The sequence below is a fragment of the Planktothrix serta PCC 8927 genome, assembly GCF_900010725.2.
Lineage (GTDB): Bacteria > Cyanobacteriota > Cyanobacteriia > Cyanobacteriales > Microcoleaceae > Planktothrix > Planktothrix serta.
In genome coordinates, this window is sequence record NZ_LR734877.1 from 585,256 (window position 1) to 605,707 (window position 20,452).

Consider the following 20,452-nt stretch of genomic DNA (forward strand, 5'->3'; position numbering starts at 1 on the left):
TACTATCTTACTGCCAAAACGTCAAATTTTTTCCTGGGGTGGCCTGATTGTTTTGGGGAACAGTCTTCTGTAAGATGAAATTGCGAGGAAAACTTCTATTTTTTAAAACAGTCAATGCAGCTTGTTGATTTATCTCGTCAATCCTTAGCCCTACAACGGTTTATTCAAGATCAAACCTTATTTCCTGCTACCTTTAATTCCGCTATTTGTGATCAGGATGAAATGTATTTATTTGCTTTAGCGAATCATCACACACCGGATCGGGCTTGTATTCGTTATTATTTTAATGGTCGTCGAATTTTAGATACTGTCCGACAGGTTTTAAACTGGCATTTTGGGGATTTGAGTCAAATTTCATCTTTCTTAGATTTTGCCAGTGGTTATGGACGTTTTACTCGGTTTTTAGTTCAAGATATTCCTCCTGAAAATATCTGGATTTCTGATATTTATGCTCAGGCGGTACAATTTCAAAGGGAACAGTTTGGCGTTCAGGGAATTGTTTCTACGACCTATCCACAGGATTATCCGATTCAACAATCCTTTGATTGTATTTTAGCCTGTTCTTTTTTTAGTCATCTTCCTGAAGCGACATTTTTAACCTGGTTACAAAAACTCTATGCTTTATTATCTCCTCAAGGAATATTAATGTTTAGTGTTCATGATCGAGAACTATTACCGCCCCATTTAGCCATTTCAGCCTCCGATCTTTTATTTGTTCCCAATAGTGAAAGTCAAACCTTAGATGTGAATGAATATGGCACAACTTATGTCGGTGAAACCTTTGTTGCTAATTGTTTAAAAACCATAAGTCAGGGAGAAGCAATTTATTCTCGAATTCCTAAAGGAATTTGTCGCTATCAAGATTTATATTTAGTCACCCGCAACCCTCAAAAACCCTTATCTTCTTTACAATTTAATCACCATCCCCAAGGAAAAATCGAACAGTGTGAATTAACCGAAGCCGGAAACCTTTTAATCAAAGGATGGGTATCAGAAATCAATCCTAATAGCCAATTAAAAGAAATTTTAGTCTTCATTAATGGAACATTAATAAAAAATTGTTTATTATCTTCTCAACCCTCAGCTTCTGACTCTCAATGGTCTTGGTCTTATCAACTTCCCCTGGCCAAAATTTCTCAGCAAGACATCATTCTGATTAAAGCCGTCAATACTCAAGGCTTAGAATGGGTTTTTGAAACAACGACGGTAGAAACTTTAATTCAAACCTATACGGTCTTTTTATAAATCCTCTTTTTTAATATATTTTATCAAAAGTTAAAAACTATTAATACATAGTTTACGAATTATCTCTGAAAGAGAATAAAAAAACCTCCTGATTCTATACTCAAATCAGAGTGTACTACTTCAGATTCTTTACCCTTAAGTACAATGTCAAATTTGCAACCAGTATCTAACCCCGTACCTAGAGAAACCCAAATCTCTACCCTACAATTAATTATGTTTGATAGTGAAGTCGATACCCTGATTGGAGGAGAGGGAGCAGATTCGTTCTTTTTGCGTCAAAATGGAGATCAAATTCCTCCCTTAACTCCGGCTGCGTCTCTGATTGGTACTAACCAAGACGATACTTTAGAAGGAACGAGCAATCGTGATGTTATCCCCGGTCGGGATGGAAATGACATGATTTCCAGTTTCCTGGGAGATGATTTTATTGAAGGACAAAATGGCAATGATATTCTGTTTTCCGGTCAAGGAAATGATTTAGTCATCGGAAGTTCAGGAGTTGATACCCTGTTTGGTGATATCGGAGTTGATACCGCTTATGGTGGGTCAGAAGAGGATATCGTGTTTGGAAATAACGACGCAGATACTCTGTTTGGAGATGGCGGGGATGATAGTATTTATGGCGGTCAAGGAAATGATAGTCTGATTGGCGGGACTGGAAACGATTTACTATTAGGCGACCGGGGAAATGATACCCTTTTAGGTATTTCTAGTGATAGTTTAGGATATACCATGATTACAGATTTTAATGGAGATGAAGATAAGTTACTATTAGCAGGAACTCCAGACTTGTATGCGATTGATAGTTCCCCTGCAAATGTCCCTGAAGGGGTTGCTATTTTCAAGATTAATACAACAAATAACTCAAAACAATTATTAGCAATTGTTCAAGGGGATATAGCATCGACATTTGATAGTAATCAATATGTCTTTATTTAATTCTTTTTAGAACTTGAAACCACCCCTTGCGACCAATAAAATCTTTAATCAAATCCTAGGGGTGGATTCTCCAAACAAACAGAAATTATTCCAGAAGCTATCCCAACAATAAACTGGGAAAAATTGTAAACAAATGTAAACTATTTTAAAGAAACTCCCCGGTTTGTAAATAAATTATTAAAGATTTCATAAAATCCTCTAAAAATTCTCTAAGTTTGTCCTTAAATTAATTATAGAACTATTACAATACAAATACTCACGGGATCACGGTGTTTGTTGATTTTGTACTGACATCTCACCGGATTTTAAGGGAGCATCAAAGTTTTTGTCCGGCGTTAAAAACAATGAAATCTTTATGAAAAAAATAACAGAAACAAAAACTAATTTACCGACTAGAAATATACTTTCTTTCCTGAGTTCAATTGATGGTGTATTAGAAAATTGGGGTTATAAACGAATTGGCATCCCTTGGGAACAAGTGGAATATAATCCCCGATTTCATCAACCCGATGTTAAGGATATTCAACCCGGAGAAACGGTTTATGTTCGCTTTGTTGGATATCGAGATGGGGATAGAATTTGTTGTCCAGCAAAAGTTAGTCGAAAATTACCCAACCCATTAAAATAATATGAAATCCTTAAATTAGTGCTACAGATGGCAAGGGAACAGGGAACAGGGAACAGGGAACAGGGGGAAAAGAAAATAGGGAATAGGGGATAGAAAAAATTGATTAGCCACCCGATCAAGTATTTGTAGCAAACATTTAAGAATTTCATATAACAATGTCAACGTCGCACTTTAAAATAAGGATTAGGGTCTTCTGCAATCCATCCCAAATCTGAATTATAACGAATTTCAAAATGCAGATGGGATACTTTACTATCGGGTTGTCCCGTTGTTCCTACTGTCCCTAATACATCCCCTAAATTAACCGATTGACCCACTTTTACCCCAATATTATCCAGATGAGCAAAACGGGTTTGTTTTCCCGACCCATGATTAACTACCACTAATTTTCCATAGCCTTCCCGTTCTCCCGCAAAGGCAATTTTTCCGGCTCCAACGGATAAAACTGGAGTTCCCACTGTTGCAATTAAATCTAAACCACTGTGGAACACAACCCGACCCAAAACCGGATTTAATTGCCAACCATAACCCATTTGTATCGTTGTCGGTTGCGGTAATGGATAACCCGATAAGACGAATAAAGCGGGAATCGGGGGGCCTTTTGGCGACCAATTCACACCGGGTAAAAATAATACCGTTGGTTGCGTTTGACAGCCATTGATCTCAAAAACCACGTCAGGACGGGCCTGATAAGCTTTAGCCACTTCCTGCCACTGACGACCGGGGGGAACTTCCACCTGAATCCCATTATAGGGCGGAATCAGAATTTCTTGTCCGATCGCTACGGGTTGCCGTTGTAAAATCGGATTCATCCCTAGTAAGGTTGCCGGAATTAAATTATATTGACGGGCGATACTATCTACCGTTTCCCCAGCTGCAATGCGATGACGTTTTAAACGAGAGAGTACCGGGGTTGGACAAACCGCTTCAGCTTCTGGTTGAACTTCTTGTGATTTTATTGAAGGTAGGGGACTCGCTAACATCCCGATTAGACTTCCCATCAACCCCAACAAGACTATTCCTAAACGTTGAAACCTCATGATCATTTATCAAAATTTAACTGAAAACGAGCGGATCACCCACCGATCGCCAAGTCATTGATTAGCAATGGGTTTGGGCGAATATCTGAATCAACAAAGTGGCTCACAGATCACAAACTCAAGGTTCAAGATGTGCTAAGTAAAGTTAAAGAGTCGTGATTCAAGACTTTTGATCTTAAGATTAGAGGACAGAGAACCTATTCCGGTAGACCCTCAACAGAATTGTATTTCCAGACGGCAGCACAAATGGATTTATCTTTCAAACAGTTTACGGTATACCTGACTTTACTCTCCCTCGGTGGAGGTGCGGGATGGTTAGGAAGTCGCTATGTCCAAACCAACAGCCCCACCCAGTTATCGGCGACGGTAGCTGTCGTCAAACCCTTGGCGACCATTCCTCCCCCAATGGTTACTGAACAGCAGGTAATTGACCGCAGTAGTCCTAATTTTATTGCAGAAGCCGCAGAAATTGTTGGCCCGACGGTGGTTCGGATTGATGCGACGCGCAAATCGGAACAAGACGTCCCCGATGCCTTTAAAAATCCCCTATTTAAACGCTTTTTTGGCAATCAAATCCCCACACCAGAAGATCGAGTTCGCCGAGGAACAGGTTCAGGATTTATTCTGCATTCTGATGGTCGCATTATTACCAATGCTCATGTTGTCGATGGGGCCGATACCGTCCAAGTCACCCTGAAAGATGGTCGGGTCTTTGAAGGGAAAGTCAAAGGGGTTGACCCGGTGACGGATGTGGCGGCGGTGAAAATTGAGAGTAAGGAGTTACCGACGGCTCCGATAGGTTTCTCGGAGAATTTAGTTCCGGGACAGTGGGCGATCGCCATTGGTAATCCGTTAGGCTTAGATAATACCGTAACCATTGGCATTATTAGCGCCACAGGACGTTCGGCTACCCAAGTAGGCATTCCCGATAAACGAGTTCGCTTCATTCAAACCGATGCCGCCATTAATCCAGGGAATTCTGGGGGGCCGTTGTTAAACGATCAAGGTCATGTGATTGGGATTAATACGGCAATTCGAGCCAATGCTCAAGGGTTAGGATTTGCGATTCCCATTGAAACAGCGATTCGCATGGCGAGTCAACTGTTTGTTAAGGGTAAAGCCGATCATCCTTATGTAGGGGTGCAAATGGTGGAATTAAATCCGGCGGTGAAAGCGGAAATGAATCAACAACTGGAAGTTGACCTCACCCAAGATACGGGGGTAATTGTGGTGCGGGTGGTGGAGAATTCGGCGGCGGCTCAAGTCGGAATTCTCAAAGGAGATATTCTGGTGAAAGTAGACGGCGTTGCGGTTAACACTCCATCTCAAGTTCAAGAACAAATTGAAACCAAAGCCGTTGGAGAGGAACTCCCGATCGAAATTAATCGCCAGGGTCAAAAACAAACCCTAATTGTTAAAACCGGGGTGTTCCCCGAATCTGCCTTAGCAGGAGAATTTAATAATTAGGGCGGGAAACAGGGTTAATTGGGGTCAATGGAATGGGTTCGAGAGAGGTTTTCTTCTAGGTGCATCCGTTGTTCCATCTGACGTAAAAAGTAACCCGTCATCATTGCTGATGCTAACAAACCCGCCAAGTTTTCCCGGTTGGTGGTAATCTGCACGTCAAAGTGATCGGAGGGTAAGACCCCGACTAATCCTTGGACGTTTCTACTAATAATTTCTTTAATTTCTGAACTCGCAGACTGAGCCACCGTTGCCAAAACGTCAGGATGTTGACTTTGCAGGTAGGTCAACAACGGGTTTTCGGCGGTTTCTTGAACATCAGATTTGGGAAAGTCAGGGTTAAAAACCATGATGTGCGTCTCTATGTCAGGCTTATGCTATTTCTAGTTTATCCTACTGTGCCGGAGAATCGAGGGGTAAATCTTCGGCAAAATTCAAAGATAATTGTTTAGGAAGCTGATCGACTTGGAAATACTGATGGAATTTTTTCGTGACTTGTAGCCAATAGGAGCGAGCGTTGGGTTGTTTGCGTTTGTGAACAAATCCTAGTTCTACCAGTTCTTGAACTTGTTGATACGCTCCTGATCCTCTTAATTCAACTAAATCGGTTTGGGTAATTCCCCCGTTGAGGGCGATGGCGGCTAAGGTTCTTAAGGCGCCGACTCCTAACTCTGGAGCGACTAAGGTGTGCATTAACTCCATATAGGCTTCTCGGAGTTGTAAGGTATATCCAGAGTCGGTTTCTACCACTTCTAAGGCGCTATCTCGATGGGCATAGTCGGACATGAGTTGAATTAATGCTTCTTCAACTTCTTTGCGATCGCACCCTGCTAATTCTGCTAGTCCTCCAATGGAAAGGGGTTGACCTTTTAAATACAAAATTGCTTCAATTTTCGCCAATAAACTCATGTTTAAGCACAGATTACAGGTCACGGTTTGGAGTCCATAACTGTTGACTGTACACAGTTACCTGCTAACCGTCAACTTTTCATAGTAACTCAGAGTCAGTAGTCAGGAATAAGAGGAGCATTTTTTAACAGTTAACAGTCAACACCTCAACCGTCGTAGGGGCGGGGTTCCCCATCGGTGTCAACTTAAAGCCAAAAGCCTTGAAATCAATTTCAGGCGTAGGGGCGAGGCGCGCCCAAAGTCCGTCAACTTTAAGGCTAAAAGTAAGCCAAAAAACCAAAAGTTCGTTGATTTTTTTAAGCGTCCTAGATCCCCCCTAACCCCCCTTGAAAAGGGGGGAACAGGAGATCAAAGTCCCCCTTTTTAAGGGGGATTTAGGGGGATCTAATCTGGGCTATAATTCAGAGGTTTTCGGCTTAAGTTGACACTAATGGGCGCGCCTCGCCCCTACCCGTCAACATTTAACTTAGAAAATGGCATTTTTGTCAACTCTCTTGAGGAATATTTAAGCATCAACAGTGAGCTTAATTAAACTTAACAAAAATATAGAGTAACTGTAAGTTAGATAACAAAGTGAAACGCACAAATCATAGACAATCGGAAATAATATCGTAATTTGGGAGGCTTCAAAATGACAAGGGAAAATCCAGTTCCCTCAAATTGTCGCAATTGTCGTTATTATAAGCCAGAAGGGCGGCGGGGGGGAACCTGTCAAATGTTTCATGCTCCCGTTCAAAGCCATTGGAAATCCTGCACTTTAGCGACTTTACCTTTTATTTACCTATGGGATCAAGTCGATGTAGAATTTCAAGGGGTACAAGAGGGGAAAGATCCTAGAGTTCGCTTAAAGGATAATATTGTATAATCCTCATTGATCACGCTGAAAAATTATTTGTAGGATAGGAGGGCAAACTATGATCAAAACTGTTTATAATTGTATTTTAGAATTACTCCAATTTTACTAAGTTGTTCAAGTTCGTTTTTTTTCAAATTCATGGTAAAATCAATCTGAAGAAAAACATCCTTTAAGATTAGTGAATGCTGTTCAATTTAAAAACCCAGTTAACTCAACATCTACAACAAATTATTCGGGAACGTGACCCTTATCTAGCTTCGGAGGGTCATTTTTATGTCCGTGAATATATTCGTCAGCAACTCCAACAATGGGGAACAGTAATTACAGATGAGTTTCAACTTCGGGGTAGAACCCATCAGAATTTAATCCTAAATTTACCTGCTTTAGCCACAAGTCATCAAGATGCTATTCTGTTAATTGGTGCTCATTATGATGCGGTGCCCGGTTGTCCGGGTGCTGATGATAATGGGACGGGTATTGCGGTTTTATTAGAATTAGCGAGAACTATTGCGGAACATCCCCTCAACTATCCCGTTCAATGTGTAGCGTTTGATTTAGAAGAATATGGTTTTGTCGGGAGTCAACATTATGCTCAACATTTAAAAGAGCAAAACCAACCTATTCGTTTGATGCTCTCTTTAGAAATGTTAGGTTATTGTAATTCTAACCCTAATTCCCAAATTTATCCCCCTGGATTAAAATATTTTTATCCGAATTCTGGTAATTATATTGCATTAATTGGTAATTTAAAAACGATTCCTGATTTAATTAAGATTAGTCGCGGAATTCGTCGCACAAAAACGCCTTGTGAATGGCTTCCGGTTCCCAACCGAGGAATGATGGTTCCTGATACCCGACGCAGTGATCATGTTCCTTTTTGGGATTTAGGATATTCAGCTATTATGGTGACAGATACAGCAAATTTAAGAAATCCTCATTATCACAAATCTACAGATACCCTAGAAACTTTAGATTTAGATTTTCTCACGGGAGTTTGTCAGGGTTTAATTGCAGGTTTACGGCGAGTTTAAATCTGAGGAATAGCCTACAAAAATATAGAAAAATTGGGTTATTATGACTATAGCAAATTATAATGCCCTGAACTAAAGTTCGGGCTGAAAGCTAAAGTTATCTAAAGATAACTAAATACCTGTCTTTCTTAACCCGTTTTAACGGGTTTGAGCTTTTAGCCTGAAATTTATTTCAAGGCTTTTGGCATTAAGTTAACACGGATGGGAGGGACGCCACCCAGGTAAAAAGAGGGTTGGAAGGGACGCCACCCCTACGGGTTTTGAACACAAATTATTTGGACTTGCTATAGTTATAATCATAATGAATGTGCGTAGGGGATTGGGTGTATGTTGCAACGAATTATTCGGTTTTTTAAACGATTACTGCAACGACTCCTGAACCGACAACCACCGCCACCGCCACCCTCAAACCCTGTGCGTCCTAACCGTAGCGATACGGAATATGAGGGGTTATTTTTGCAATTGTTGGAGATCGTGCATCAAGGTGCAAGTCGGGGTGAGGTGAAGGGATGGTTAATGGGAAATCAACTGAAACCGGGGGAGTTTGTCGTCTGGTTGGAAAGGTTTGGACAACGCATCGCAGATAACCCAACTCCCCAGGAAGAATTAGCAAAGCGGATGGTTTTATTGGGGAATTTGGAGATCGGAGAATTAGGAATTGTTGCGGGGAGAATTGGGAGAGAAATTTTAGAGGGAATTAATTCAAAATCAGATGATAATTCCTGGTTTGATCAGGGTTGTCAGCAAGTTGAAAAAGGTAATTTTGAAGACGCACTTTTCTGTTTTGAAAAGGTTATTCAACTAGAACCAGATAATCATGTGGCTTGGAGCAACCGAGGCGCTGCTTTATCTTTATTCGGAAGGTTAGAGGAAGCGATTGATTCTTATGACAAGGCTTTAGAATTTAAACCGGACGATCACTATGTCTGGTACAACCGAGGCATTGCTTTAGATAATTTAGGAAGGTTAGAAGAAGCGATTAATTCCTTTGACAAGGCTTTAGAATTTAAACCGGACGATCACGAAGCTTGGAACAGCCGAGGCGGTGCTTTAAATAATTTAGGAAGGTTTGAGGAAGCGATTAATTCTTATGACAAGACTTTAGAATTTAAACCGGACTTACACCAAGCCTGGGGCAGCCGAGGCAATGCTTTAGCTTATTTAGGAAGGTTAGAGGAAGCGATTAATTCTTATGACAAGGCTTTAAAATTTAAACCGGACGATCACAAAGCCTGGTGCAACCGAGGCAGTGCTTTATATAATTTAGGAAGGTTAGAGGAAGCGATTAATTCTTATGACAAGACTTTAGAATTTAAACCGGACTTTCACTATGCCTGGAGCAACCGAGGCGGTACTGCTGGAAAATCTTCCCATCCAAATCAATTCTTAACTTCTTTCAGTCAAATTGTTGCTAAACATCCTGAACTAAATCAACGAGGTTATCAGGGAAAAATAACTTGTTATGAAATCGGATTAACTTATGTTAAAAAGGAGAAACAGCCGGAAGGTTGGGGACGGTTGCATTATTATATAGGTCGGGAGCACTATTCTGAAGGTCGGAGACAAAAGGTAGGTGTTTCTGATTACTATGTTAAAGCGATTAACAGTTATAATACTGCCCTAACGGTTTTGACAGTAAACAATTTTCTTGAAAGCTATTTAGAGGTTTTACGAGATTATATTAAAGTCTTATGGGAGTTAGGAGAAACTGAAAGAGTAAAGGTATTACAACAAGAAGCAACGGATGGGTTGCGTCGGTTGATTGAAGAAACGCCTTCTAATTATATAAAACAACAACTGTCCCTAAAGTTTATTGGGTTTGATCAATTAACTGTTGATTTAGCGGTGAAATCGGGGGATTTTATTAACGGGTTGGAGTTAGCAGAAGAAGGGAAAAATACCTGTTTGCGTTGGATGTTGTTAGGGTGGAGTGATAAGATTCCCAAGTTTAGTTATGGGGAAATGCGACAATTTTTAACCGCAGCTTTTGGGGAGAAAACGGCTATTGTCTATTGGCATCTTAGCCCCATTGCTTTAACAACCTTTATTTTAAAACCGGATAACCCCGAATTAGAAGTGATTCAACAACCGAGTATTCAAACTTTAAGTGATTTTGAAGATTGGTTAACAGATTGGAATAAAAGTTATCAAGAATATCGAGAAAAAACACCCGATAAAGACCGTTTATCGCGTGACTGGCGACAAAACATGATTCCTAACCTGAGAGCGTTAAAAGAAATTCTCAGAATTGATGAAATTATCGAAAAACTGGATAGCATTAATCATGTTATTTTAGTTCCCCATCGAGATTTACACTATTTACCCCTAGAATCTCTATTTTTATTAAGTGATTTTGCTCCTCCTCCCTTCAGTTTAACCCGTTTACCGAGTTTAAAAATCGGTCAAAACTTACAATCAACTCCTCGAATTACTGCCAATCAAACTTTACTAAATATTGAAAATCCCCCTAGTATTATTCAAGCGGGAGAAGGAAATAAAAAACGGTTAATGCCTTTACCTGTGGCGGATATTGAATCGGAATTTGTTAGTCTCAGATTTGATCATCCCACTCGATTAGCAGAAGATGAAACAACCTTAGAAAAAGTTAGCCAAGGGTTAAAACAAAAATACCAAGTTTTGCATTTTGCGGGTCATGGTTATTATAACACAAATGATCCTAAATCATCGATGTTATTTTTAAAAGATAGCGATCGCTTAACCCTAGAAGAAATTATTCAACCCGATTATTGTCTCAATTCCTATCAATTAGTTTGTTTAGCCGCCTGTGAAACGGCCGTTGCTGGGAAACAAACCATTTTGAGTGAATATGTGGGACTCGCAAGCGGGTTTTTAATGCAGCAAGTTGACCATGTTCTAGGGACATTATGGGTCGTTGAATCCGTCGCTTGTTCGTTATTTGTGATAGAATTTTATTATCGTTGGCAGGTTCTGAAGTTATCGAAAACCGATGCTTTTACCCAAACCCAAACCTGGTTAAAAACAGCAACCCATCAGGAGTTACAAGACTGGTGTGAAGCGAGAATAGCGGAGTTACCCCCGGAAAAAGGTTTATTAGGAAAACGGTTTAAAATCAGTGTCGATGAACTTGCTATAATAGAACAAAATCCACCTTTACAGCATCCCTACTATTGGGCTGCATTTATTTTAAGCGGCTATGAAAGATTATGAAGTTGAAATGTTAACGGCGTTTTTTGCCGCCTTAACTCAACAGTCTAAACCGTTACCTGCGGATTTCGTTGTTCAGTTAAATCAAATTAGTGAATCTTTAGATTTGAATCAATTAGATGAGTTGATTACTAATTCCATTTTGGGAAAAAATTATGACACTATCTATAACTTGTTAGTGTCTAAATCGAGTTTTCGCAATTTAGGATTAGATGTAATTCCGAATCATAAATCTGAGGTTGAAAACACAACTTGTACAGAAGTTGAGAATTTAGCGAGTCGTATTCCCGAACAAAATTTAGATGAAATTCTAACTCAGATTGAAACCCGACTTCATCAAGAAACATCTACATCTTTAATCAAAAGAATTTGCGGAAATCCTAATCCAAGTGAAGCCGCAAAAACCATATTCTTAACCTCTGGCTTTTAGTAGGGTGCGTAAGCGAAGCGCACGCACCACCCCACAATTTATAATCAATAACCATATTAATTTACAATAAATTGTTGGGTGTTTAATATTTTTATTAGGTGCGTGTTTTATTAGGGGTTTTGATGCGTGTGGTTTTTTCCGGGGTTGAGGTGTAAATTTTTTTGGAGGTTGATGTGTGGATTTTTTCAGGTTGAGGTTTGGTGCGTGCACTTTGCTTTTTAGGGTTTGGTGCGTGCGCTTTGCTTACGCACCCTACGGTTAGGGGGAGAGTTAATTATGGTTAATCAGTTGGGGTTTGGTGCGTGCGCTTCGCTTACGCACCCTACGGTTAGGGAGAGAGTTAATTATGGTTGATAATGAGCAGTTAATTTATCCGACTGTGGATTTATTTCTGTATGATTTAGGGGAAGGTTTAGGTGAATTAGACACAAAAATTGAGCAAAATAGAAGGGATTTTTTCACCCGAATTTATGGAGAGAAACTTGATACAGAAATTTTAAACAAAATTAAAAGTGTTGAGGAAAAAGCAGGAGATTATTTACCCTTACTGTCTCATCTCCCTGGTTGTATACAACCGTTAAAACAGGGGGATGGTTATTATTCTCCGGTTAAATTAGGAGATACCTATGGGTTACAAATAGACTGTTCTGGAGAAATAGAAAAGGACGCTAAAAAGAGATTTTCTCCTAAACCTTTAATTAGTTTAGCAGAAAGCAAAACCCTGATTAAAAATCAACTCAATTCCTGTGAAGGAACAATTGGACAAAGTTGGTTTGTCTGGGGTTTACTAACCTCTCCTGAACAAAATTCTTTGGAAACAGCCCAAAAATGTTATCAACAAATTAACTTATTTCCTGATGATAATTGGGAACGAGATTTACAACAAACAGGTGAATTTTTAGGAGCGCATTTTTATGAACTTTGGAAACCGCCATCCCATCAACATCAAACTTGTGATTCTGTGCATTTAATCATTTGTTTATTTGATGCTCAACTCAATAATTCCTTGCCAGAGGTTTCAAAAAAAGTTGAACGGATTTATCCTCAACTGATGCAATTATTTCGCTATCGAAATAAGGTTATTTGGTCATATTGGCAAAGTCGTCAATTAAAAATTGAACTCAAAAAAGCCTATCCTATTATTCAAACAACGGTTAATAATCTACCGCAACAAGTTGATCAAACTCGGTTGAATTTGAACCAGTTACAGAAAGAATTAGCGGATATATTGAAAATATTATCAATTTATTCTAATCAATTAAGTAGTTTAGAGGAACAACAATCAACGATTAAAACGAATTTAAAGAATTATCAAAAACGAGTTGACGCTATTGCTGAATTAGACTTTAATTTCAATTCAGAAGCAACGCGAAAATTTTTAATGTTTTTTAGTGATTATGTTGAAGAAAAATATTTAGAACAAACTAAATCTGACTTAAGAAGTTTAAATAGTGGATTTAAGCTATTAGAAAATGCGATTAAAACGATAGAGGGAATTATTAGTATTGAACAAACAAAAAGCGATCGCAATCTCAATTTAACGATTGGTGTTGTTGGTACAGCATTAACCATGAGTGGCGTTACTGCGAGTGTTTTATCTGCCCAACCCGAACCTCCTAAATCTCATGGCGATTTTTCCTTTATGGCTTCTCCGACTTTTTTTATTAGTAGTTTACCCGTGTTAATTTCAGTGATAATTTTATTATATCGTTTTTTTCGATAATTAATAAAAATTTATAGTAATCCGTGTAGGGGTTGGGTCTTCCAACCCAGGTTACAAGAGGGTTGGGAGACCCAACCCCTACGGATTTTGATCACAAATTATTTAGAGTTTCTATAGAAGAATTAGATTTTTTGCTCTAACTTCATTAACGCTTGAATACGAGCTTCTGTAGACGGATGAGTTGAGAATAAATTTGCCATTGTTTTTCCCGAAAAACTATTCATAATTAATAAAGGTTCAAAGGCAGGATTTCCTTCAATGGGAATTTGTCTAGCCGTTAAATCTAACCGTTGTAATGCTCTGGCTAAGGCTTTGGGATTTCCAGTTAATTTAGCCGCACCTGCATCGGCGGAAAATTCCCGTGTTCGAGAAATTGCTAATTGAATCACAGTTGCTGCAATAGGAGCCAGCATAATTGTTAATAATAATCCAATGGGATTTCCCCCGCGATTATTATTCCGTGACCCCCCAAACCACATCCCATAACTAGCAAATTGTGCTAACCCAGAAATAGCGCCAGCAACGGTTGCAGCTACCGCTTGGGTGAGGGTATCCCGATTATTAACATGGCTTAATTCATGGGCAATAACGGCCTCTAATTCATCTTCGGGTAACAGACTAATAATTCCTTCGGTAACAGCAACGGCGGCGTGTTTAGGATCTCGACCTGTGGCGAAAGCATTAGCAGCCGCACTGGGAACAATATAAACGCCAGGGAGAGGTAAATTAGCGCGATCGCATAATTGTTTTACCATTGCATATAAACCGGGTGCTTGTTCCGGCGTCACGGGTTGAGCATTATAGGCTTTGAGGGCAATTTGATCGGAAAAATACCAGCTACCTAAGTTGGTCACGGCGGCGAAGATAATACCCACAAACAAGCCATTAGTTCCCCCAATGACCCAATAGCTAATGCTGACTAAAAGAGCACTTAATAATCCGAGTAAAGCTACTGTTTTAAATTGATTCATACCCACTTTCCTAAATTAGGTATCGGCTGTAACCCTTTGTTTTCAGTTCTATTTTAGTCTGAAAGTTGCCAACAATAGGAGGAAATACAGACCTAAATAATACGGGTTGACGGAATTCTTGAGAACGGAGTTGTTATACTGAACAAGCATAATTTTACCATAAACACAGAAATCTATGAGAGAACTGTTAGCGGATGGCCTGGAGATCTTTGATCGACACAGTGGTTGGATTATTTGGAATCTGTTTTTGGCGTTTATTCCGTTAGTCTTAAGTTTTTGGCTGTTTCGGAGGAGAAGTATTTCTCGAACTTGGTTTTGGTGGATTATTTATGTCATTTTTATTGCTTTTTTACCTAACGCGCCTTATTTACTCACGGATATTGTTCATTTAATTCGCGCAATTCGTGGAAGGTATTCGGTTTGGATTATTACTCTAATTTTTATTCCACTTCATACCTTTGCCATTCTTAGTGGGTTAGAAGCTTATGTTGTATCGTTAATTAATCAAAATCATTATCTCAGAAAGCAAGGCGCGAAACAATATATTTTTCTGTCGGAAATTCTGACTCACCTTTTGTGTGCTATTGGGGTATTTATGGGACGATTTCGGCGCTTTAATAGTTGGGATTTAGTCACTCAGCCAGATGTTGTTTTCGTTAAAACCTTAGATGATTTAACAACCAAAAAGCCTTTGTTAGTGATTTTTATTACTTTCCTTGCAATTACAATATCCTATAGTTTAATGAAGCAAGTCACTTTTGGATTAATGCTTCAGTTTCGACGAATTTATTTAGGCTTAGATGAATTAGATCCTGAAGAAATTCTCAAGCGATAAATTTAGATCACCGATCAAAGCGACAAACGTATTTAGGATTAATCGGACATTGAGTAGATGTGAGGGGATTATTTTGAATAAATAAGAAGCGAAGTTTGGTTAAAGCTTTTAAATCGGTAATATCAACAATTTTGTTATGGTTGAGATAGACTTCAATTAAACTCGTTAAGCTCTGAAGTGGGGAAATATCAGAAATCTGATTATAACTTAAATTAATTCGGACTAATTGGGTTAAAGGTTGTAACGGACTAATATCCGTAATTTTATTAAAACTTAAATCCAATTCTTTTAAATCAGTTAAACTTTGTAAGGGAGTGAGATCAGAAATCTGGTTATTGTTAATTCTCAATGACGTTAAATGGGTTAATCCTGTTAAGGGACTTAAATCCGAGATCAGAAAGGTACTTAAATCTAACCTTTCTTGTTCAGAAAGCATTTGATTGGCGCGATCGCAATCAGAGGTTCCCACTTGTTGTAATAAAACATCCACAGTTCTCCTCGCTTCCGGTGACAACTGTTGACGATTAGAACACCAATCTTGAAAGGTTTTAAAGGTTGGTGTATCCGCTTCTGATTGGGCTAAACTCAAAGTGGGTAAACCGATAACGGTTAATATAAATAAAATTCCGCTTATTCTTTGTTGAATTGTCCTTTTTTTTGAGAGTTTATTCATAATATGCAATCCTCCTTAAGGGTTGTAATTCAGTATTTTCAGTGGGTTTTAAATTCAGTGTATAAATTTTTTTAAGATTCTCTATTGTTAGCCTAGCATATCACCAAAGCCAGGACATTTTTTAACAATCTTCCATAACTGACTGATAAACATCCGTTTCAACACCGGGCTATTCTATGGGATAGGAAGTGCTATTTTAGGAAGGATCAGTATTCAGTTTAGGACGATTTTAGGTTGTGTCCTGACTCAAGGAGGCTGCTAGGCGAGAGGGAGAAGCCCGGAAACGGATAGACACCTGTGAGCAGAGAATAAAATTTTGACTCAGGACAAGAAGATCTAAATTTTGAGAATGATCGTTTATGATCGAAACCGTATTGTAAAATATGGCGATAAAAATAACAATTGACAACGCGATCGCTAATTTTCCTAATTCCTAAACATCTAAACCAATGAGTATTCGCGGGATTGACGTTTCTGATTACCAGCCTAACGTAGATTGGCAAGCCGTTGCCCGTTCTGGTATTGCCTTTGCTATTATTAAAGCAACTGAAGGAGAAAGCTTTGTTTGTGAAGTTTTTCCCCGCTATTGGGAACAAACAAAAACCAATGGTTTAATTCGGGGTGCTTATCATTTTTTTAAACCCGCCAGTGATCCGATTAAACAAGCCTATCATTTCCTCAAAACCGTTAAACTTCAAGATGGCGATCTTCCTCCGGTTTTGGATATTGAAACGATGGGAGGATTAGATGCTACAGCGCTGTGCGATCGCGCGGCACAATGGATTGATATTATTGAAAAAGAAATCGGTTTTCGTCCGATTATTTACACCTATCCTGGGTTTTGGCAAAAACTCAATACCACCCGTTTTTCCGATTATCCCCTGTGGATTGCTCACTATACCACGGCTGAACAACCGATGATCCCCGGAGGATGGAAAACCTGGGTATTGTGGCAATTTACCGATCAAGGTCAAGTCGAAGGAATTAGCGGGGGTATAGATGTTAATTTATTTGAAAGTGTTCGGAAAGGAGATCAGGGAACAAAAGTTGAAAAAATTCAAAACTTACTGAAAAATTCTGGTTATGATCCGGGAATTATTGATGGAGATTTTGGCACGGGTACAGAAACAGCTTTAATCAAATTTCAACAAACAAAACAGTTAGAAGCTGATGGAATAGCGGGGTTAAAAACCTGGACAGCATTAATGGGACGTTCAGATTCTTTTGTATTACCTGGAGGGAACGTTGAACCTACCCCCGAACCTACCCCAGCACCCACTCCCGCACCTGTTCCCAGTATTGAACTGATTGATATTTGTAAAGTTTACAAAGGAAATCCGAATCAGGATCAAGTTTTAGGGTGGTTACAGCAACAAATTCCCCAAGCGACGTTATTAGAATTTTCTAAACTCTGGCGAAACCAAACAAAAGCACAAACCACTTCTGTGAAGTTGATTGATGTTTGTAAATATTATCGAGGTTTACCGAATCAAGATCAAGCTTTGCGTTGGTTACAAGAGCAAATTGCACCCACAATTTTAAGTGAATTAGCTCAAAAATGGAATCAACAAACCCTACCACCACCGAGTATTAAATTACAGGATGTTTGTAAATATTATAAAGGTTTACCGAATCAAGCGGCGGCATTAGATTGGTTACAAAGTCAAATTCCTGCTGCTACCTTAGATGAATTTGGCAAGAAGTGGCGACAACCTGCACCGAAAAAATAGGAGCAGGGGAGAAGGGGAGCAGTGCGAGCGTCCTCGCTCGCCAACAGTCAACTATTAACTGATTCCACTTGCTAAAATTCCCAGAATTTTATTCACATCTTTGAGATAATATTCACTCAAGTCAATGCTTAATGTTTGTCCTTGGAGTTTGAGAAATTGCCAAATACTTCCCGTCGTTACCACACCGTAAATTGTTTTAATCTCTGTTGCTGATCGCTGATTAAAAATTTGGGCTGCTACCATTTCTGCTGCACATTGACCTAAACCTGCATTAATATTCTCTTTTTTCGCTTCTACAACAGTAATTACTGGTGCTGTTATCATCAGAATTTCTGGTGATTTAGTAATAATAAAATCGCAAATACCGTTTAATCCTTTTTGCTCATCTACTGTAAAATCTACACCTGAAAATAAATTAATTTCCTCCTGTAATTGTCGTCGCAAATCAACTAAAATGGGTGCAATAATAAGTTCAGAACGTGCCTTTTCACTATTACTTCCTAATGCAATAGGCAAGTTATAGTTGAGGGTTTCTGTAAGTAAGTTACTAGCGATTAATTCAGGAATATCCACAAAAATATCCTGTTTTTCTAAAGTAGTTAATCCAAAATTCTGTTTGGCTTTAAATAAACTAAACTCGCTGTAAGACATAGGACAAATTGCCTCTATTTTGCTGACGGTTGACGGTTGACTATTGGCTGTTGGCTGTTGGCTGTTGACAGTCAATTATTTCCCTCTCTCCCCCTGCTTCCGGTGTTCCTCCTTTGGACAGAAGGTATAGTAGAACAGAACACCTTCCCATTTCAGGGGATAGCCTGCGACAATAGCGCCTATGGAAACTTCATCTTTTCACATTACCCTGTTGATGGTGATTACCGTCATTGCAGGGATTACGGCTCAAGTCTTGGCAGACTACCTGAAAGTTCCTGCCATCGTCTTTCTGTTATTCTTCGGAATTCTCGCCGGGAATGATGGCTTGGGTTTCGTGCAGCCAAACCTCTTGGGAAGTGGGTTAGAAGTAATTGTCTCCCTCTCCGTCGCCTTGATTTTATTTGAAGGGGGATTAAGTTTAGACCTGCGGGCGTTAGGTCAAGTTTCGGGCAGTATTCGCAATTTAGTCACCTTTGGAACTTTAATCACCCTGATGGGGGCAGGAATGGCTGCCCATTGGTTGGGGGAATTCCCTTGGCCTATTGCCTTTCTGTACGCTTCTTTAGTGGTAGTTACAGGCCCAACAGTAATCGGGCCATTGTTAAAACAGGTTTCCGTAGACCGTCAGGTATCGGCTTTATTAGAAGGGGAGGGGGTTCTGATTGACCCCGTTGGGGCGATTTTAGCGGTTTTAGTGCTCAACGTTGTCTTAAATGGCAATACTGGCCCGTTAGAAATTATGGGACAATTGCTATTACGTTTGAGTATTGGTGCGGGAATTGGGATGATTGGCGGTGGCATCTTGGGATGGTTCTTGAAAACCGCTAAATTTATGTCAGAAGAATTAAAGAATTTAGTCGTATTAGCAGCCCTTTGGGGATTATTTGATATTGCGGAATTGCTAATGAGTGAATCGGGGTTAATGACAACGGTAGTCACGGGAATGATGGTGCGTTATGTGGGGATTCCCGATATGCGTCAGTTACTCCGATTTAAAGGTCAATTAACGATGTTGGCGGTTTCGGTATTATTTATTTTGTTAGCGGCGGATTTATCCTTAGATAGTATTGTGGCTTTGGGATGGGGAAGTGTATTAACGGTTTTTGCCTTAATGTGGGTGGTGCGTCCGATTAATATTTGGCTTTGTACGCTTAATAGTAATCTGAATTGGCGACAAAAATTATTTGCTTCCTGGGTTTCGCCTAGAGGTATTGTTTCCGCTTCCGTTGCTTCTTTATTTGCAATTTTACTCACCCAACGAGGAATTAACGGGGGAGATTCAATTAAGGCTTTAGTGTTTTTAACGATTATTATGACGGTGGTGATTCAAGGATTAACTGCTCGATGGATGGCGAAAACATTAGGAGTTACTTCACATTCCGTCACCGGGGCGGTGATTGTGGGTTCAAATCCTTTAAGTCGATTAATTGCTAAACTCTTCCAAGAACGGGATGAGTTAGTCGTAATAATTGATACGGATACCGAAGCCTGTGAAAAAGCAAGACAGCAAGGGTTAAGGGTTTATCAAAGTAGTGCTTTAGATCCGAATGTATTGGAAGAAGCCGGATTAGAATCGATAGGAACGTTTCTAGCTATGACGAATAATGGTGAGGTGAATGTTGTCTTAGCTGAACGTGCAGATGCAGAATTTAAACCGCCCCGTGTATTGGCTTTGTTTCCCCGTGAACCGCAAACGAAAGCAACGGTTAATCGAGAGAAAGTCCAACAAGCTTTTATCCCCGATTTACCGTTAAAACAGTGGAATACCTATCTCGAAGATCGAGAAGTGAAATTAGGAGAAACGGTATTACGTCAACCGGGGTTAGAATTTCAACGGGCGCATCTACAAGCGTTAATTCGGTCTAGGGAATTAGTGCCTTTATTAATTGAAAGAGGCGGAAATCTTCAAGTCTTACCCGCCTCAGAATCTGGGCAAGTCGGAGATCGGATTATTTATCTACTTCATGACCCTAAACCGAAGTTACTCAAGCGTTTATCGGGTTCTCAACAGTCTAATTTAACCTTAGAAAAACATCCCGTTGTTGAGGAGGTTCCCATTGAAGTCGCTTTGAATCATCAACAATCTGCGATGATCAGTTAGTCGGTTTAGCTCTTGTTTTAACTTACTATTCCCTGTTCCC

The 20,452-nt window shown here is 39.5% G+C and carries 18 protein-coding genes; 12 read left to right on the forward strand and 6 right to left on the reverse strand.

Annotated elements, in window-relative coordinates:
- The first annotated feature begins 114 nt into the window (after window positions 1–114).
- From PL8927_RS19240 to PL8927_RS19250, 3 genes are all read left to right on the forward strand, one after another.
- A complete protein-coding gene (locus tag PL8927_RS19240; protein WP_083624824.1) occupies window positions 115–1,245 on the forward strand; it encodes a class I SAM-dependent methyltransferase in 1,131 nt (376 codons plus the stop codon).
- A 144-nt stretch (window positions 1,246–1,389) separates the two neighbouring features.
- Window positions 1,390–2,184, forward strand: coding sequence for a calcium-binding protein (locus PL8927_RS19245; protein WP_156093246.1), 795 nt, complete (start codon window positions 1,390–1,392; stop codon window positions 2,182–2,184).
- A gap of 355 nt (window positions 2,185–2,539) precedes the next feature.
- The gene (locus PL8927_RS19250; protein ID WP_083624827.1) at window positions 2,540–2,812 is read left to right on the forward strand and encodes a nucleotide exchange factor GrpE; all 273 of its coding nucleotides are present in this window, start codon (window positions 2,540–2,542) and stop codon (window positions 2,810–2,812) included.
- Window positions 2,813–2,970: 158 nt separating this feature from the next.
- Here the strand turns inward: PL8927_RS19250 and PL8927_RS19255 are convergent, their stop codons facing one another.
- Window positions 2,971–3,852: a LysM peptidoglycan-binding domain-containing M23 family metallopeptidase gene (locus tag PL8927_RS19255; protein ID WP_083624829.1), complete on the reverse strand. Its 882-nt coding sequence runs from the start codon at window positions 3,850–3,852 to the stop codon at window positions 2,971–2,973.
- Window positions 3,853–4,098: 246 nt separating this feature from the next.
- Between PL8927_RS19255 and PL8927_RS19260 the strand changes: the two genes are divergently transcribed.
- The gene (locus PL8927_RS19260; protein ID WP_083624831.1) at window positions 4,099–5,319 is read left to right on the forward strand and encodes an HhoA/HhoB/HtrA family serine endopeptidase; all 1,221 of its coding nucleotides are present in this window, start codon (window positions 4,099–4,101) and stop codon (window positions 5,317–5,319) included.
- Between the two features lie 14 nt (window positions 5,320–5,333).
- Here the strand turns inward: PL8927_RS19260 and PL8927_RS19265 are convergent, their stop codons facing one another.
- Window positions 5,334–5,666 carry a DUF760 domain-containing protein gene (locus PL8927_RS19265; protein WP_083624833.1) on the reverse strand — a complete coding sequence of 111 codons (333 nt, stop codon included), beginning with the start codon at window positions 5,664–5,666 and terminating at the stop codon, window positions 5,334–5,336.
- A gap of 43 nt (window positions 5,667–5,709) precedes the next feature.
- Entirely contained in the window at window positions 5,710–6,225 is a 516-nt protein-coding gene (gene scpB, locus PL8927_RS19270; RefSeq protein ID WP_083624835.1) for an SMC-Scp complex subunit ScpB, read from the reverse strand.
- A gap of 631 nt (window positions 6,226–6,856) precedes the next feature.
- Here scpB and PL8927_RS19275 point away from each other — a divergent pair.
- The 5 genes from PL8927_RS19275 to PL8927_RS19295 all read left to right on the forward strand — a co-directional run bounded on the left by PL8927_RS19275 (window position 6,857) and on the right by PL8927_RS19295 (window position 13,451).
- The gene (locus PL8927_RS19275) at window positions 6,857–7,090 is read left to right on the forward strand and encodes a hypothetical protein (protein WP_083624837.1); all 234 of its coding nucleotides are present in this window, start codon (window positions 6,857–6,859) and stop codon (window positions 7,088–7,090) included.
- Between the two features lie 173 nt (window positions 7,091–7,263).
- Window positions 7,264–8,112, forward strand: a complete 849-nt coding sequence (locus PL8927_RS19280; RefSeq protein ID WP_083624839.1) for a M28 family peptidase — start codon at window positions 7,264–7,266, stop codon at window positions 8,110–8,112.
- Window positions 8,113–8,439: 327 nt separating this feature from the next.
- Complete coding sequence (locus PL8927_RS19285) at window positions 8,440–11,301, forward strand: CHAT domain-containing protein (RefSeq protein ID WP_083624840.1); 2,862 nt, start codon at window positions 8,440–8,442, stop codon at window positions 11,299–11,301.
- Window positions 11,288–11,728: a hypothetical protein gene (locus tag PL8927_RS19290; protein WP_083624841.1), complete on the forward strand. Its 441-nt coding sequence runs from the start codon at window positions 11,288–11,290 to the stop codon at window positions 11,726–11,728. Before PL8927_RS19285 ends, PL8927_RS19290 begins: the two co-directional genes overlap by 14 nt.
- A gap of 346 nt (window positions 11,729–12,074) precedes the next feature.
- Window positions 12,075–13,451 carry a hypothetical protein gene (locus tag PL8927_RS19295; RefSeq protein WP_083624842.1) on the forward strand — a complete coding sequence of 459 codons (1,377 nt, stop codon included), beginning with the start codon at window positions 12,075–12,077 and terminating at the stop codon, window positions 13,449–13,451.
- A 122-nt stretch (window positions 13,452–13,573) separates the two neighbouring features.
- On the opposite strand, the gene PL8927_RS19300 is transcribed toward PL8927_RS19295, so the two are convergent.
- Window positions 13,574–14,422 carry a zinc metalloprotease HtpX gene (locus PL8927_RS19300; protein ID WP_083624843.1) on the reverse strand — a complete coding sequence of 283 codons (849 nt, stop codon included), beginning with the start codon at window positions 14,420–14,422 and terminating at the stop codon, window positions 13,574–13,576.
- Between the two features lie 175 nt (window positions 14,423–14,597).
- On the opposite strand from PL8927_RS19300, the gene PL8927_RS19305 reads away from it, so the two are divergent.
- The gene (locus PL8927_RS19305) at window positions 14,598–15,257 is read left to right on the forward strand and encodes a DUF1361 domain-containing protein (protein WP_083624844.1); all 660 of its coding nucleotides are present in this window, start codon (window positions 14,598–14,600) and stop codon (window positions 15,255–15,257) included.
- Between the two features lie 7 nt (window positions 15,258–15,264).
- On the opposite strand, the gene PL8927_RS19310 is transcribed toward PL8927_RS19305, so the two are convergent.
- Entirely contained in the window at window positions 15,265–15,930 is a 666-nt protein-coding gene (locus PL8927_RS19310) for a leucine-rich repeat domain-containing protein (protein WP_083624845.1), read from the reverse strand.
- Between the two features lie 449 nt (window positions 15,931–16,379).
- On the opposite strand from PL8927_RS19310, the gene PL8927_RS19315 reads away from it, so the two are divergent.
- Window positions 16,380–17,660, forward strand: a complete 1,281-nt coding sequence (locus PL8927_RS19315; RefSeq protein WP_083624846.1) for a GH25 family lysozyme — start codon at window positions 16,380–16,382, stop codon at window positions 17,658–17,660.
- 54 nt (window positions 17,661–17,714) lie between these two features.
- Here the strand turns inward: PL8927_RS19315 and PL8927_RS19320 are convergent, their stop codons facing one another.
- Window positions 17,715–18,386, reverse strand: a complete 672-nt coding sequence (locus PL8927_RS19320; RefSeq protein WP_331281852.1) for a hypothetical protein — start codon at window positions 18,384–18,386, stop codon at window positions 17,715–17,717.
- Between the two features lie 106 nt (window positions 18,387–18,492).
- Between PL8927_RS19320 and PL8927_RS19325 the strand changes: the two genes are divergently transcribed.
- Entirely contained in the window at window positions 18,493–20,412 is a 1,920-nt protein-coding gene (locus tag PL8927_RS19325) for a cation:proton antiporter (protein WP_083624847.1), read from the forward strand.
- The last annotated feature ends 40 nt before the right edge of the window (window positions 20,413–20,452 follow it).

Excerpts from the sequence above, each read along its gene's own strand:
- PL8927_RS19290 (WP_083624841.1), top strand. The coding sequence starts at position 11,288 with ATGAAAGATTATGAAGTTGAAATGTTAACGGCGTTTTTTGCCGCCTTA.
- PL8927_RS19300 (WP_083624843.1), bottom strand. The coding sequence starts at position 14,422 with ATGAATCAATTTAAAACAGTAGCTTTACTCGGATTATTAAGTGCTCTT.
- PL8927_RS19315 (WP_083624846.1), top strand. The coding sequence starts at position 16,380 with ATGAGTATTCGCGGGATTGACGTTTCTGATTACCAGCCTAACGTAGAT.
- scpB (WP_083624835.1), bottom strand. The coding sequence starts at position 6,225 with ATGAGTTTATTGGCGAAAATTGAAGCAATTTTGTATTTAAAAGGTCAA.
- PL8927_RS19325 (WP_083624847.1), top strand. The coding sequence starts at position 18,493 with ATGGAAACTTCATCTTTTCACATTACCCTGTTGATGGTGATTACCGTC.
- PL8927_RS19260 (WP_083624831.1), top strand. The coding sequence starts at position 4,099 with ATGGATTTATCTTTCAAACAGTTTACGGTATACCTGACTTTACTCTCC.
- PL8927_RS19265 (WP_083624833.1), bottom strand. The coding sequence starts at position 5,666 with ATGGTTTTTAACCCTGACTTTCCCAAATCTGATGTTCAAGAAACCGCC.
- PL8927_RS19295 (WP_083624842.1), top strand. The coding sequence starts at position 12,075 with ATGGTTGATAATGAGCAGTTAATTTATCCGACTGTGGATTTATTTCTG.
- PL8927_RS19310 (WP_083624845.1), bottom strand. The coding sequence starts at position 15,930 with ATGAATAAACTCTCAAAAAAAAGGACAATTCAACAAAGAATAAGCGGA.
- PL8927_RS19245 (WP_156093246.1), top strand. The coding sequence starts at position 1,390 with ATGTCAAATTTGCAACCAGTATCTAACCCCGTACCTAGAGAAACCCAA.
- PL8927_RS19280 (WP_083624839.1), top strand. The coding sequence starts at position 7,264 with ATGCTGTTCAATTTAAAAACCCAGTTAACTCAACATCTACAACAAATT.
- PL8927_RS19250 (WP_083624827.1), top strand. The coding sequence starts at position 2,540 with ATGAAAAAAATAACAGAAACAAAAACTAATTTACCGACTAGAAATATA.
- PL8927_RS19255 (WP_083624829.1), bottom strand. The coding sequence starts at position 3,852 with ATGAGGTTTCAACGTTTAGGAATAGTCTTGTTGGGGTTGATGGGAAGT.
- PL8927_RS19285 (WP_083624840.1), top strand. The coding sequence starts at position 8,440 with ATGTTGCAACGAATTATTCGGTTTTTTAAACGATTACTGCAACGACTC.
- PL8927_RS19305 (WP_083624844.1), top strand. The coding sequence starts at position 14,598 with ATGAGAGAACTGTTAGCGGATGGCCTGGAGATCTTTGATCGACACAGT.
- PL8927_RS19240 (WP_083624824.1), top strand. The coding sequence starts at position 115 with ATGCAGCTTGTTGATTTATCTCGTCAATCCTTAGCCCTACAACGGTTT.
- PL8927_RS19275 (WP_083624837.1), top strand. The coding sequence starts at position 6,857 with ATGACAAGGGAAAATCCAGTTCCCTCAAATTGTCGCAATTGTCGTTAT.